Origin of the sequence: Streptomyces sp. NPDC059816, from assembly GCF_042732055.1 — a bacterium.
GTDB lineage: Bacteria > Actinomycetota > Actinomycetes > Streptomycetales > Streptomycetaceae > Streptomyces.
The window spans coordinates 89,474-101,657 of record NZ_JBHWIQ010000024.1 but is presented as its reverse complement, the minus strand read 5'-3'; the positions used below and the strand labels follow the sequence as shown (position 1 = coordinate 101,657).

Annotated in this window: 13 protein-coding genes; 9 read left to right on the top strand and 4 right to left on the bottom strand. The window is 73.6% G+C overall.

Annotation, left to right across the window (positions count from 1 at the left end; all coding sequences use genetic code 11):
• Positions 1-103 precede the first annotated feature (103 nt).
• Positions 104-853: a TIGR00730 family Rossman fold protein gene (locus ACFV88_RS27595; RefSeq protein WP_385494615.1), complete on the top strand. Its 750-nt coding sequence runs from the start codon at positions 104-106 to the stop codon at positions 851-853.
• Positions 854-923: 70 nt separating this feature from the next.
• Here ACFV88_RS27595 and folP read toward each other — a convergent pair whose 3' ends face one another.
• On the bottom strand, positions 924-1,784 hold the full coding sequence (folP, locus tag ACFV88_RS27590; protein WP_385494614.1) for a dihydropteroate synthase: 861 nt from the start codon (positions 1,782-1,784) through the stop codon (positions 924-926).
• A gap of 159 nt (positions 1,785-1,943) precedes the next feature.
• Between folP and ACFV88_RS27585 the strand changes: the two genes are divergently transcribed.
• A complete protein-coding gene (locus ACFV88_RS27585) occupies positions 1,944-2,348 on the top strand; it encodes a DivIVA domain-containing protein (protein ID WP_385494613.1) in 405 nt (134 codons plus the stop codon).
• On the top strand, positions 2,345-2,986 hold the full coding sequence (locus tag ACFV88_RS27580; protein ID WP_385494611.1) for a DNA-3-methyladenine glycosylase I: 642 nt from the start codon (positions 2,345-2,347) through the stop codon (positions 2,984-2,986). The genes ACFV88_RS27585 and ACFV88_RS27580 overlap by 4 nt, the downstream gene beginning before the upstream one ends.
• A gap of 29 nt (positions 2,987-3,015) precedes the next feature.
• On the opposite strand, the gene ACFV88_RS27575 is transcribed toward ACFV88_RS27580, so the two are convergent.
• Positions 3,016-3,819 (bottom strand): enoyl-CoA hydratase-related protein, encoded by an 804-nt coding sequence (locus ACFV88_RS27575; RefSeq protein ID WP_385494610.1) that lies wholly within the window; start codon positions 3,817-3,819, stop codon positions 3,016-3,018.
• A gap of 353 nt (positions 3,820-4,172) precedes the next feature.
• On the opposite strand from ACFV88_RS27575, the gene ACFV88_RS27570 reads away from it, so the two are divergent.
• On the top strand, positions 4,173-4,340 hold the full coding sequence (locus ACFV88_RS27570; protein WP_003966491.1) for a DUF3117 domain-containing protein: 168 nt from the start codon (positions 4,173-4,175) through the stop codon (positions 4,338-4,340).
• A gap of 195 nt (positions 4,341-4,535) precedes the next feature.
• On the opposite strand, the gene ACFV88_RS27565 is transcribed toward ACFV88_RS27570, so the two are convergent.
• The gene (locus tag ACFV88_RS27565; RefSeq protein ID WP_385494645.1) at positions 4,536-5,192 is read right to left on the bottom strand and encodes an O-methyltransferase; all 657 of its coding nucleotides are present in this window, start codon (positions 5,190-5,192) and stop codon (positions 4,536-4,538) included.
• Positions 5,193-5,398: 206 nt separating this feature from the next.
• Here ACFV88_RS27565 and sigE point away from each other — a divergent pair, with 206 nt between their 5' ends.
• The 5 genes from sigE to ACFV88_RS27540 all read left to right on the top strand — a co-directional run bounded on the left by sigE (position 5,399) and on the right by ACFV88_RS27540 (position 10,744).
• On the top strand, positions 5,399-6,166 hold the full coding sequence (gene sigE / locus ACFV88_RS27560) for an RNA polymerase sigma factor SigE (protein WP_385494609.1): 768 nt from the start codon (positions 5,399-5,401) through the stop codon (positions 6,164-6,166).
• Positions 6,163-7,194 (top strand): anti-sigma factor family protein, encoded by a 1,032-nt coding sequence (locus ACFV88_RS27555; protein ID WP_385494608.1) that lies wholly within the window; start codon positions 6,163-6,165, stop codon positions 7,192-7,194. Before sigE ends, ACFV88_RS27555 begins: the two co-directional genes overlap by 4 nt.
• Before the next feature lie 166 nt (positions 7,195-7,360).
• Positions 7,361-9,139, top strand: a complete 1,779-nt coding sequence (locus ACFV88_RS27550; RefSeq protein WP_385494607.1) for a S1C family serine protease — start codon at positions 7,361-7,363, stop codon at positions 9,137-9,139.
• A gap of 134 nt (positions 9,140-9,273) precedes the next feature.
• The gene (locus ACFV88_RS27545; RefSeq protein ID WP_385494606.1) at positions 9,274-9,723 is read left to right on the top strand and encodes a sec-independent translocase; all 450 of its coding nucleotides are present in this window, start codon (positions 9,274-9,276) and stop codon (positions 9,721-9,723) included.
• A 319-nt stretch (positions 9,724-10,042) separates the two neighbouring features.
• The gene (locus ACFV88_RS27540; protein WP_385494605.1) at positions 10,043-10,744 is read left to right on the top strand and encodes a hypothetical protein; all 702 of its coding nucleotides are present in this window, start codon (positions 10,043-10,045) and stop codon (positions 10,742-10,744) included.
• Positions 10,745-11,015: 271 nt separating this feature from the next.
• On the opposite strand, the gene ACFV88_RS27535 is transcribed toward ACFV88_RS27540, so the two are convergent.
• Positions 11,016-12,149 (bottom strand): Mrp/NBP35 family ATP-binding protein, encoded by a 1,134-nt coding sequence (locus ACFV88_RS27535; RefSeq protein ID WP_385494603.1) that lies wholly within the window; start codon positions 12,147-12,149, stop codon positions 11,016-11,018.
• Positions 12,150-12,184 lie beyond the last annotated feature (35 nt).

Sequence of the window (12,184 nt, the reverse complement as noted above, 5' to 3'; positions counted from 1 at the left end):
GGCGTGGGGCGGTGTCAGCACCCCGGACATCCTGAATTACGCCGTTCGTCATCCCCGTGGATCTAGGCTGAAGGGGCAACACCGTCAGTGGAAGGGGAGTTCTATGGGCGTTCCGGACGCACAGGGTCCGCCGGAGGAGCAGGTCGTCGGCCCGGTGGTGCGACGGCGGGGGCAGATCCAGCCCGGCACCACCGACCAGCGGCTGCTGGACACCGAGGAGGACTCGGGGTGGGTGCACACGGACCCCTGGCGGGTCATGCGCATCCAGTCGGAGTTCGTGGAAGGCTTCGGGGCGCTCGCTGAACTCCCCAGCGCCATCAGCGTCTTCGGTTCGGCCCGCACCCGACCCGGGACCCCCGAGTACGAGTCCGGGGTGGAGATCGGCAAGGCCCTGGTGGACGCCGGCTTCGCGGTGATCACCGGGGGCGGCCCGGGCGCGATGGAGGCGGCGAACAAGGGCGCGCGCGAGGCCCGCGGCATCTCCGTCGGCCTCGGCATCGAGCTGCCCTTCGAGCAGGGCCTCAACCCGCACGTCGACATCGGGGTGAACTTCCGCTACTTCTTCGTCCGCAAGACGATGTTCGTGAAGTACGCGCAGGGCTTCGTCGTCCTGCCCGGCGGGTTCGGCACCCTGGACGAACTCTTCGAGGCGCTGACCCTCGTCCAGACCCGCAAGGTCACCCGCTTCCCGATCGTGCTGTTCGGCTCCGCGTACTGGAGCGGGCTGGTGGACTGGCTCCGCGACACGGTGATCGCCAGCGGCAAGGCCGCCGACAAGGACCTGACGCTCTTCCACGTGACCGACAGCGTCGAGGAGGCGGTGCAGCTGGTCACCAAGGAGGTGGCCCGCTAACCGCGCGCCGGGGTCCGGTGCGCGCGGTGCGTCCACCGGGCCCGCGGGCGTCCCACCGGGCCCGCGGGCGTCAGGCGAGCCCGCGCCGGACGACCGCCGGCGGACGGTGACCGGCGATGGACGCCACCATGTCGAGCACCTGCCGGGTCTCGGCCACCTCGTGCACCCGGTACACCTGGGCCCCGAGCCACGCGGACACCGCGGTCGTCGCCAGGGTCCCGATGAGCCGCTCCTTCACCGGGCGGTCCAGCGTCTCCCCGACGAAGTCCTTGTTGGACAGGGACACCAGCACCGGCCACCCCGTGGCGACCATCTCGCCGAGCCGCCGGGTCGCCTCCAACGAGTGGCGGGTGTTCTTCCCGAAGTCGTGCCCCGGATCGATGAGCACCGACTCCCTGGGCACCCCGAGGGCCACCGCCCGCTCCGCGAGCCCCACCGTCACGTCGAGGACGTCGGCCATCACGTCCGCGTACTCCACCCGGTGCGGCCGGGTGCGGGGCTCGGCGCCGCCCGCGTGGGTGCACACCAGGCCCGCGCCGTACCGGGCGGCGACCTCCGCGAGCCGCGGATCGACCCCGCCCCACGCGTCGTTCAGCAGGTCCGCGCCCACCTCGCACACGGCCTCGCCGACCTCGTGCCGCCAGGTGTCCACACTGATGACCACCTCGGGGAACCGCCGCCGCACCTCGGCGACGAAGCCGACCGTGCGCCGGACCTCCTCCTCGGCGGTGACCTCGGCGCCGGGGCCCGCCTTCACCCCGCCGATGTCGATGATGGCGGCCCCCTCGGTGACGGCCTGCTCCACCCGCGCGAGCGCGGGCTCGTCCCGGAACGTCGCGCCCCCGTCGTAGAAGGAGTCCGGGGTGCGGTTGACGATCGCCATGACCACCGGCTCGTGCGCCCCGAACTCGCGCCTGCCCAGCCTGAGCATCCCCTGTGTCCCTCCGACGAACGTGCGGTCCCGCGGTACCGGGCGGTACTGATCGGTCGCCTGCGACCTTAACCGTCGGCGCCGCATGGCACGATCGAGCCTGACACTTTTCGTGCCGGTCCCCGCCCGGGCCGGCCACCGGACCTGGGGACCGTCGAGATGGTCATGTTCTTGTTCCTGCTGCTCGCGCTCGTGGTCGTGGTCGGCGCGGTGACGCTCGCCGTGGTGGGCGGTGGCGAGAGCGGACCGCTGCCCGCGGCGCCGCCCGAGCAGTACAGCGAGCCGCTCCCCCCGGACCGCCCGGTGGGCCGCTCCGACGTGGAGGCGCTGCGCTTCCCGCTGGCGCTGCGCGGCTACCGGATGGTGGAGGTGGACGAGGCGCTCGGCCGTCTCGGCGCCGAACTGTCCGAGCGGGACGCACGCATCGAGGAGTTGGAATCCGCCCTCGCCGGTGCCCGCGCCCACCGCCTCGACGGTCCCCGGGCCTCGGGGGCGACGACCGGACCGGTGCCCGCCCGCACCGAGGAGCCCGGCTCCGACACGCCCCCCGAGGACCGCGCGTGACCGGCGCCGACGAGGCCGTGAACGCGCCCGCCGCGCCCGTCCCGCCGACCGAAGCGGTGCCCGGCCCGGACGGCCGCCTGCGCTGCCCCTGGGGCCTGTCCGCCGACGACTACCGCGCCTACCACGACGAGGAGTGGGGCCGCCCGGTCCACGGCGACGACGCGCTGTTCGAGCGGCTGTCCCTGGAGGCGTTCCAGTCGGGCCTGTCATGGATCACGATCCTGCGCCGCCGCGAGGGTTTCCGCCGGGCCTTCGCGGGCTTCGAGATCGCCGCGGTCGCCGCCTTCACGGAACACGACGTCGAACGGCTGCTGGACGACGCGGGGATCATCCGCAACCGCGCCAAGGTGACGGCGACGATCGCCAACGCCCGTGCGCTGGCCGACTGGTCCGCGGGTGAACTCGACGCGCTGATCTGGTCCCACGCCCCCGATCCCGCCACCCGCCCGGCGCCCAGGACCCTCGCCGACGTACCGGCCGTCACCGAGGGGTCCACCGCACTGGCGAAGTCCCTCAAGTCCCGTGGGCTGCGGTTCGTCGGACCCACCACCGCCTACGCCCTCATGCAGGCGTGCGGCCTGGTCAACGACCACCTGGACGCCTGCTGGGCCCGGACGCCCGCCGCGTCCGGCCGCTGACGGGAGGGGGCCCGCGGCCCGCCGGGCGGTCAGCGGCCGAGGAACCGCGGTCGGGTCTTGTGGACGAAGGCGTCCACGGCGATCCGATGGTCCTGGGACGCCCCGGCCCGCCGCTGGAGCCGGTCCTCCTGCTCCAGGGTCTCCGGGAGGGCGTGTGCCTGGGCGAAGGCCAGCGACTCCTTGAGCGCCGCGTAGGCGAGGGTGGGCCCCTGCGCCAGCTCCCGGGCCACCCGCCGGGCCTCGGCGGCCAGCTCACCGGCCGGCACCACCCGGGTGGCGATGCCCAGCTCGTACGCCTCGGCCGCCTCGATCGACCGGGGGAGGAACAGCAGGTCGGCGGCGCGCCCGGGGCCCACCACCCGGGGCAGCGTCCAGGAGACCCCGGAGTCCGCGGACAGCGCGACCCCGGCGAACGCCGTGGTGAACGAGGCGGTGTCGGCGACCACCCGCACGTCCGCCGCCAGGGCGAAGCCGAAGCCGGCGCCCGCGGCGACGCCGTTCACCCCGGCCACGACGGGCTTCGCCATCCCGGTCAGGGCCCGCACGATCGGGTTGTAGTGGTCCCGGACGGTGCCCATGACCTCCCCGGCGTCCGGGCCGCGGTCCGCCGCGAGCGTCGCGATGTGCTCCTTGAGGTCCTGCCCCACGCAGAACGCCCGCTCGCCGGCCCCGGTCAGCAGCACCGCACGCACCGCAGCGTCCGCCGCGGCCTCCTCGACGGCGTCCCGCAGCGCCTCCTTGGTCACGGTGTCGAGCGCGTTCATCGCCCCCGGACGGTTCAGCGTGATCGTCGCGAGTGCGTCGCTCACCTCGTAGAGCACGGTGTCGGCCATGGCGGGGTCCTCTCCGGGCGGGGGGCTTCCCGGTGCGCACGGGCACCTCGGGACCGTCGGGGAAGGCGGTCCGAGCCCAGCATGACGGAGGCCGCCGCGCATCCGCATGTGACCTGCATCAAACAATTCCGGGTCCCCCAAACCCCCCGGGAACCCGGAGTACCACGGCCCGGTCGGCGAATTGAGCGGTTTTGCGGGAGCACGTTGCCCAAGCGATGCAGACCGATGTTGGTCATCAGGTCCCGGCATGCGGGATAATGACCGGGAAGCAATGTGTTCGACGCCGGACGCTGGCCCTGTGAAAGGGAGCGTCGTCGGCTGACGATGAGCTGGTTTCAGGAAGGGGAACGAGCATGGCGGCCATGAAGCCGCGGACGGGCGACGGCCCGCTCGAGGTGACCAAGGAGGGGCGGGGCATCGTCATGCGCGTTCCGCTCGAAGGCGGCGGTCGGCTCGTCGTAGAGCTGACTCCGGATGAGGCCGACGCGCTCGGCGATGCCCTCAAGAAGGTCGTCGGCTGACGGTAGGCCCCGACCTTTTGCGTTCTCCCAGCTGCCCCGGCACCGTACGCGGTGTCGGGGCAGCTGCATGGGCGAAGCGCGCCCGTCCCGCGTGTGCTGTGCACCCCGCCCGCGGGCGGTTCGCGGCGGGCCGGTCGAGCGCCGGCGCCCGGGGTGCCCAGGGGCGCCCGCCGGGGGTTTGGGCTCCGGCGGTGGCTACCGCTTCACCGCGCACAGCAACCCGTCGCCGACGGGCAGCAGCGACGGCACCAGCTCGGCGTTCTCCCGCACCCCGCGCACCAGCTCGCGCAGTTTCAGCACCTCCATCGGCTGCGGCCCCGAGTCCACGGTCCGCCCGTCCGCGAAGACGCCCTCGAAACAGACCAGACCGCCCGGCCTCAGGAGCCGCAACGATTCAGCGAGATAGTCGACGCACTCCAGGCGGTCCCCGTCACAGAAAACGAGGTCGTATCCGCTGTCCGCGAGCCGCGGCAGCACGTCCAGCGCCCGCCCCGGAATGAACCGCGCCCTATTCGTGGCGAAACCCGCGAGTCGGAACGCCTGCTTGGCGAACTGCTGGCGCTCCGGCTCCGGATCGACGGTGGTGAGCACCCCGTCCGGTCGCATGCCGTGCAGAAGATGTATTCCGGAAACCCCGGTGCCGGTGCCGATCTCGGCGACCGCCTTGGCGCCCGCCGTCGCGGCGAGCATCCGCAGTGCGGCGCCGGTCGCGGGCGACACCGGGCGCAGTGCGGCCTCACGGGCCCGGTCCCGGGCCCAGTGCAGCGCCTCCTCCTCGGCGACAAAGGCGTCAGCGAACGCCAAGCCCGTCTGCCGGTTGCCGGTAATGACCCTCTCCTGTCCCCCTGGGATGTCTGGCCGTGACTGTATCCGCTGGCGCCGGGAACCCGCAGATGGGACCGGGCGTTATAGGAGGGTGGGGAACGAGGTGCGACGGGAATCACGGACAACGGGGGCGGCGAATGGACGGGAGCGGGCGGCAAGTCCTGACGCATGACCAGAACCACGTACCAAATTCACGTAAAATTGCTTATCCGGAGCTAACGGGCGGGGTGGCTATGGTAGGGGCTCCACTGGACACCACCAGAGCCGACAGGGGAGGTGCGGCTGCGCCCGCGGATAGGGGAGGAGTGCTGCGGCGCCTTCTCCGATCGGTGGGTGAGCCGAAATCCGTGACCAACACCGCTGACCGCGTTGCCCACTCCGCTCCGACAGCGACCTTCACCGCCGACGCGGACGCGCAGACGTGGACTCCGCCCACCTGGGAGGAGATCGTCAGCACCCACAGTGGCCGGGTCTACCGTCTCGCCTACCGACTCACGGGCAACCAGCACGACGCCGAGGACCTCACCCAGGAGGTCTTCGTCCGCGTCTTCCGCTCCCTGTCCACGTACTCGCCCGGCACCTTCGAGGGCTGGCTCCACCGCATCACCACTAATCTCTTCCTGGACATGGTGCGGCGCCGGCAGCGCATCCGCTTCGACTCCCTCGGGGACGACGCCGCGGAACGCCTGCCCAGCCGTGAGCCCTCACCCCAGCAGGTCTTCAACGACACCCACTTCGACGCCGACGTCCAGCAGGCGCTGGACACCCTCGCGCCGGAGTTCCGGGCCGCCGTGGTCCTCTGCGACATCGAGGGCCTGTCCTACGAGGAGATCGCCGCCACCCTGGGCGTCAAGCTCGGTACGGTCCGCAGCCGGATCCACCGGGGTCGCTCCCAGCTGCGCAAGGCCCTCCACCACCGGTCGCCGCACGCCCGCGCCGAACGTCGCGCGCCCGTGGTCGCCGGTGCCCCCGCGCTGGGAGGAGGAGGCGCGCCCGCGTGAGTGGATCCCGTCCGACACCTGTCGAGCAGCACCTCGGGGACCGGCTCGCCTCCTTCGTCGACGGCGAGTTGAGCCATGACGCACGCGATCGCGTGCTCGCCCACCTCGCGACCTGCCCCCGTTGCAAGGCCGAGGCGGATGCCCAACGCCGCCTGAAGACGGCCTTCGCCCAGGCGGCGCCCCCGCCCCTGTCCGAGAGCTTCCTCGCCCGACTCCAGGGCCTGCCTGGCGGTGGACTGCCCGGTGGCCCGAGCGGCCCGGGCGGCCCCGGCAGCGGACTTCCGATCTTCGAGTCCGGTGGCGACCCCTTCGCCTTCGCCCCGACGCTCACCTCCGCCTCCCCCGGCCACCCCCTCGGCTCTCCGGCGCCCTCCGGCGCCGGTGCCCCGGGCGCCTCCGGTTCGGGATTCCGCATCCACCCCGTGGGCCGGCCGGACACCGAGCGGTCCGCCGCCCGGGGCCGCCGCCGCTTCGCCTTCGCCGCGGCCGGAGCCGTCTCCCTCGCCGCGATCGCCCTCGGCGGGGTCACCACGGTCACCGCGCCCGTCGACGGCGGTGACGCCCGCGGCCCCAGCAGCAACAACGTCACACCCCTGCGTACCCAGGGCAACGCCGTTCCGGCCGGCGACGCCCAACGCCGTCGCTCCGCCACGCCCATGCTGGGCCAGCGCACTGGCGGGGCGCTCGCCGGCCCGGTGGCTCCCGCGCCTGCGGCGGCACCGCTGCTCCCCGGGGCGCCCCAGTCGCACCTGCGGCCGTTGGAGGCCGTGCAGGCGCTGGCGGCACCCCTGCTCGCCGGGGCCTCGGTGACGTCCGGGCTGCTGCACCCGGTGCCCCCCGTCACGGGGTCGCTCACGGACCCCCGTCCGCTGGCGCCACTGGCACCGCTGGTGCGTGCGGGCGAGGGCGGAGCCCGAGGGTTCGGCGATCCGGCATCCGACGGCCTCCGGTCCCCCCGGACCGACGCCCCGGCTCCTTCGCCGCACCCCGCGCCCGCCCACGCCCAGGCGCCGGAGGCCACCCGCTGACGTCCGGACCTCCGGTCCAGGTCCGGGGGCGTGCTGAGGAGCCGCGGCCCTTCAGGACCGCCCCCCGGACCTGATTGAATTCCAGGGGACGCGCTCCGCGAGGGACGGGCCGTCCAGTCGATGGTTCACGAGCGGTGACGACCGCGCAGCGGGGTGTGGGGAGACGATGGACGAGGGCAAGCCGAAGTGGTGGAGTCGCCCGGCGCCCGTGGCCCCCGGCGGGGGGACCGCGACACCCGCGCCCGCGCCCGCCCCGGGAACCCCGCCCGAGGACGCACCGGCCGACCGCGGTGGGCCCGCCGGTCACCCCGTCGACCTGACGAAACCCCTGTCGCCCCGCCCCGTCGCGCTCCCCGACGGAGCTGCGGGGCGGACCGCGCAGGCCGCTGCCGCCCCGCCCCCCGAGCCGCCCGCCGAGCGGCGTCCCGTGCCGCTGCACGCCCCGGACCCCTACGGCACCCCGCCGTACGGCCAGCCGGGCCCCTGGGCGCCCGCACCGCCCGTCCAGCACCCCGCGGCCACCCCCGCGCACGGCGTGCCCACGATCCCCTCCCAGAGCCCCTCCGGGCCCCCGCCGTACGGGACCTCCCTGCCCGGCCCCGCAGCCGCACCCCACGGCACCCCGCCGCCCGCCGGAGCCGTCCCACCCGGCCACGGAACCCCGACGCACGGCGCAGTCGCCCCGTACGGTCCGCACCCGGGTCAGCCCCAGCCGCAGGGCGGTCCGGGCCCCGAGGAGGGCGCGGGCGGGCCCTGGGCGCGGTACGACCCGTGGGCCGGGGCGCCGCTCCAGCCGGTCGGCGACGGCACCCGCGGCGCGGCGGGTCCCCGGACGGGGGCGCCCGCGCGGCGCGGACTGCTCGTGGGGGCGCTCGTCCTGGGCCTGGCCGCGGGCGCGGTCGGCGGGGTGACGGGCGCGTACTTCGAGGCCAGGCGCACCACCCGGGTCGAACTGCCGCAAGCCGCCCCCGAGCCGCGGGACCGGGCGCCCGACAGCGTCGCGGGGATCGCCGCGCGCTCCCTGCCCGGAGTGGTGACCCTGCACGTGCGGGGCGGCGCCGACCAGGGCACGGGCACCGGGTTCGTGCTGAACGGCCGCGGACACATCCTCACCAACAACCACGTGGTCGAACCCGCGGGGGCCGCCGGGGAGATCACGGTGACCTTCAGCACCGGTGAGGTCGCGGAGGCCGAGATCGTCGGACGGGACACGGGGTACGACCTCGCGGTGGTCAAGGTGACGGGGGTCGCCGGGCTCAAGCCGCTGCCGCTCGGGAACTCCGACGACGTCCGGGTCGGCGATCCCGTCGTCGCGATCGGCGCCCCCTTCGACCTGGCCAACACGGTCACCTCGGGCATCATCAGCGCCACGGAACGGCCCATCACGGCGGGCGGTGAGAAGGGCGACGGCAGCGACGTCTCCTACGTCGACGCCCTCCAGACCGACGCGCCGATCAACCCCGGCAACTCCGGGGGGCCGTTGATGGACTCCCGGGCCCGGGTGATCGGCATCAACAGCGCCATCCGCTCCGCCGACGGCGGTGACGGTGCCCCGAGCGGGCAGTCCGGCTCCATCGGCCTGGGCTTCGCCATCCCCGTCAACCAGGGCAAGCGGGTCGCCGAGGAGTTGATCAACACGGGGAAGGCCACCCACCCGATCATCGGCGTGACGCTCGACATGGACTACACGGGCGACGGCGCCCGGGTCGGTTCCGAGGGCAACGACGGGGCGCCGGCCGTGGTGGAGGACGGCCCCGGCGCCCGGGCGGGCATCCGGCCCGGCGACGTGATCACCGAGGTCGACGACCAGCGGGTCCGCTCCGGCGAGGAACTGATCGTCAAGATCCGCGCCCACCGTCCCGGTGACCGGCTCCAGCTCACCCTGGAACGCGGCGGCCGGGAGCACCGGGTGACCCTCGTCCTGGGGTCGGCCACCGGCGGCTGACCTCCGGCCCGGTCGGGATGGCTCCGACCGGGCCCGGACAGTACCGGACGCACGGGGTCGGCGGGTACCGTGGGAGCGGTCCGGGACCATGGAAGACCCGCTGCGGGCCGGAGGACATCGCAAGGGAGCGCTAGGTGTTCAATGACATAGGCTGGGCCGAGGTCCTGACCCTCGCCGTGCTCGGCATGCTCGTCTTCGGTCCCGACAAGCTTCCGAAGGCGATCCAGGACATTTCGCGGATGATCCGCAAGATCCGTGAGTTCTCCGACAGCGCCAAGCAGGACATACGGGATGAACTGGGCCCGGAGTTCAAGGACTTCGAGTTCGAGGACCTGAACCCCAAGGCGTATCTGCGCAAGCAGCTCGGCAACGACGACCTGGGGCTCCAGGACATCCGCGACAGCTTCGACCTCCGCAAGGAGATGGCCGAGCTGTCGGACTCGGTGAACGACGTGGAGAGCCGCACCGACGGCACCCGGGCCGCGGCCGGCCGGGCGTCCGCCGCCGGTGGTCGGGCCGACCTGGTGAAGAAGCGGAACCTCGACGCGGGGGAGCGGCCCCCGTTCGACATGGACGCGACCTGACCTGACCCGTCCCGTCCCCGCGCCCGTCCGGACCCGGACCAGGTGACCCGTCACCCGGCCCGGGTGATCCGGTACGGGTGCGCTCCCGCGTGCTCCCCGAGTGCCCCCGGTGCGTCAACCCGTGGGGCCGGGTCGCTGACATGGGCCGGGGGTGCCGCCACTCGCCTGTTTGTGCCCGGTTTGCCCCCGGGCCGTGCGGTGGCGCCGTAACTCCGGGAATCCGGGTGGCTATTCTCCCTAGTTGTTGTGCGGGCCGACACCAGGTCGCCCGAGGGGGGCGGGCCGCTCCGGTCCGACGAGTGCGAGGAGGCGTCCGCAGATGGAGACGACGAGTCAGGTGGGCGCGCAAGCACCACCCCGGGAAGGCGCCGCAGCTACCGAAGCCGCCGGGAGCACCGGGGGCGTACGACCGACCGTGCCCGCACGCCGCACGGTGGACAACTTCCTGATGGCGCCGTTCCCCTGGTACGGCCTCGACGGGGCGTTCACCGGTCCCCGGTGGCTGCTCCAGGCCGGGACCTCGGCCGAGGCGGTGGTCGAGCACGGTTCCATCGGGCACGGCGACGAACCCTCGCTGCGGGCCGCCGACACCCGGGACGCCGCCGAACGCGACCGGTTCGCCGTGGTGGTGACCGTCGCGGCCAGCCCGGTGCGCAGGACCGCCGACGGCACGGGGGTGCTGGAGGCCACGTCGGTGTCGTCCGCGGCCTGGCTCGCCGGGTCCGGGCTGCTCGCCGTCACCTGGCCCGCGCAGATGGACCACACCCTGCGCGACGACTGGCTGACCCAGCAGACCGAGACCGCGTGGGTGCTGGCGGACGACCTCGCCAGCGACGACTGGGCCTCGTTGTCGCTGCCGGTGGACGGGGTGCCGACGCCGTTCCACTACCGCGAGTCCGAGTACGGCTGGGTGCTCGCCGGGTCCACCCGCGAGGGCGTGCACCTCGGCGCGTACGGGCGGGGCATGAGCGCCTACGGGCTCGGGTTCTCGGTGGTCAAGGACATCGAGGAGTACGCCTGACACCCGGCGGGCCGTGACCCGTCCGCACTGACCCGGGCCCTCACGACCGGTCGTGGTCGTGCGGGCCGGGCTCCTTGACCAGGAAGAGGGCGGGTTCCTGCGACCTGTCGGGCGTACCGCCGGAGGTGGTAGGAGACGGCGCTCGACGAGGGCAGGGCTTCTTCGAGCGGGTCCAGGTCTTCCGCTCGGCAGGTCGTGATGCGCATCGGCGTCATGATGCTGCCCGTCGGGCACCGGGGGCGAGGCGATTGCCCCCGGGCCCGTACCCGCGTCAGAACTTGTTGCGGGGCGTGATGCCCAGCGAGAGGCCCGCCAGTCCCCGCTGCCGGCCGCCCAGCTTGCCGGCGATCGCGCGCAGCGCCGAGCCCGCCGGGGAGCCCGGGTCGGAGAGCACCACCGGGGTGCCGTCGTCGCCGCCCTCCCGCAGCCGCACGTCGATCGGGATGGAGCCCAGCACCGGCACGTTCGCCCCGGTGATCCGGGTCAGCCCGTCGGCGACCGACTGCCCGCCGCCCGTGCCGAACACGTCGACCATCTCGTCGCAGTGCGGACACGGCAGCCCGGCCATGTTCTCGACCACGCCGACGATCTTCTGATGGGTCTGCACGGCGATCGAACCGGCCCGCTCCGCGACCTCGGCGGCGGCCTGCTGCGGGGTCGTGACGACGAGGATCTCCGCATTGGGCACCAGCTGCGCGACCGAGATCGCGATGTCACCGGTGCCGGGCGGTAGGTCGAGCAGCAGCACGTCGAGGTCGCCCCAGAACACGTCCGCCAGGAACTGCTGGAGCGCCCGGTGCAGCATCGGGCCCCGCCACACCACGGGCTCGTTGCCGGGCGTGAACATGCCGATGGAGATCACCTTCACCCCGTGCGAGGAGGGCGGCATGATCATGTTCTCGACCTGGGTGGGTCGTCCGTCGACGCCCAGCATCCGCGGCACCGAGTGCCCGTAGATGTCGGCGTCCACGACCCCGACCTTCAGGCCGTCGGCGGCCATCGCCGCCGCGAGGTTCACCGTCACGGACGACTTGCCGACGCCGCCCTTGCCGGAGGCCACCGCGTACACCCGGGTCAGCGACCCGGGCTGGGCGAACGGCACCTCGCGTTCGGCCCCTCCGCCGCGCAGGGCGGAGGCCAGTTCCTTGCGCTGTTCGTCGCTCATCACGTCGAGGGTGACGTCGACCCGCGTGACGCCTTCGACGCGGGCCACCGCCTCGGTCACGTTGGTGGTGATGGTCTCGCGCATCGGGCAACCGGAGACCGTGAGGTAGACGGTCACGGCGACCACGCCGTCCGCACCGATCTCCACCGATTTGACCATCCCCAGCTCGGTGATGGGTCGCTGGATCTCGGGGTCGTTCACCGTCGCCAGTGCTTCGCGCACCGCGTCTTCCGTAGCCATACCGTCGATGGTACGGCGCCCCACCGGGGCCCGGT

Coding starts and splice junctions, on each gene's coding strand:
- sigE (WP_385494609.1), top strand. CDS start 5,399: ATGGTAGGGGCTCCACTGGACACCACCAGAGCCGACAGGGGAGGTGCG.
- ACFV88_RS27595 (WP_385494615.1), top strand. CDS start 104: ATGGGCGTTCCGGACGCACAGGGTCCGCCGGAGGAGCAGGTCGTCGGC.
- ACFV88_RS27570 (WP_003966491.1), top strand. CDS start 4,173: ATGGCGGCCATGAAGCCGCGGACGGGCGACGGCCCGCTCGAGGTGACC.
- ACFV88_RS27550 (WP_385494607.1), top strand. CDS start 7,361: ATGGACGAGGGCAAGCCGAAGTGGTGGAGTCGCCCGGCGCCCGTGGCC.
- folP (WP_385494614.1), bottom strand. CDS start 1,784: ATGCTCAGGCTGGGCAGGCGCGAGTTCGGGGCGCACGAGCCGGTGGTC.
- ACFV88_RS27540 (WP_385494605.1), top strand. CDS start 10,043: ATGGAGACGACGAGTCAGGTGGGCGCGCAAGCACCACCCCGGGAAGGC.
- ACFV88_RS27585 (WP_385494613.1), top strand. CDS start 1,944: ATGGTCATGTTCTTGTTCCTGCTGCTCGCGCTCGTGGTCGTGGTCGGC.
- ACFV88_RS27575 (WP_385494610.1), bottom strand. CDS start 3,819: ATGGCCGACACCGTGCTCTACGAGGTGAGCGACGCACTCGCGACGATC.
- ACFV88_RS27535 (WP_385494603.1), bottom strand. CDS start 12,149: ATGGCTACGGAAGACGCGGTGCGCGAAGCACTGGCGACGGTGAACGAC.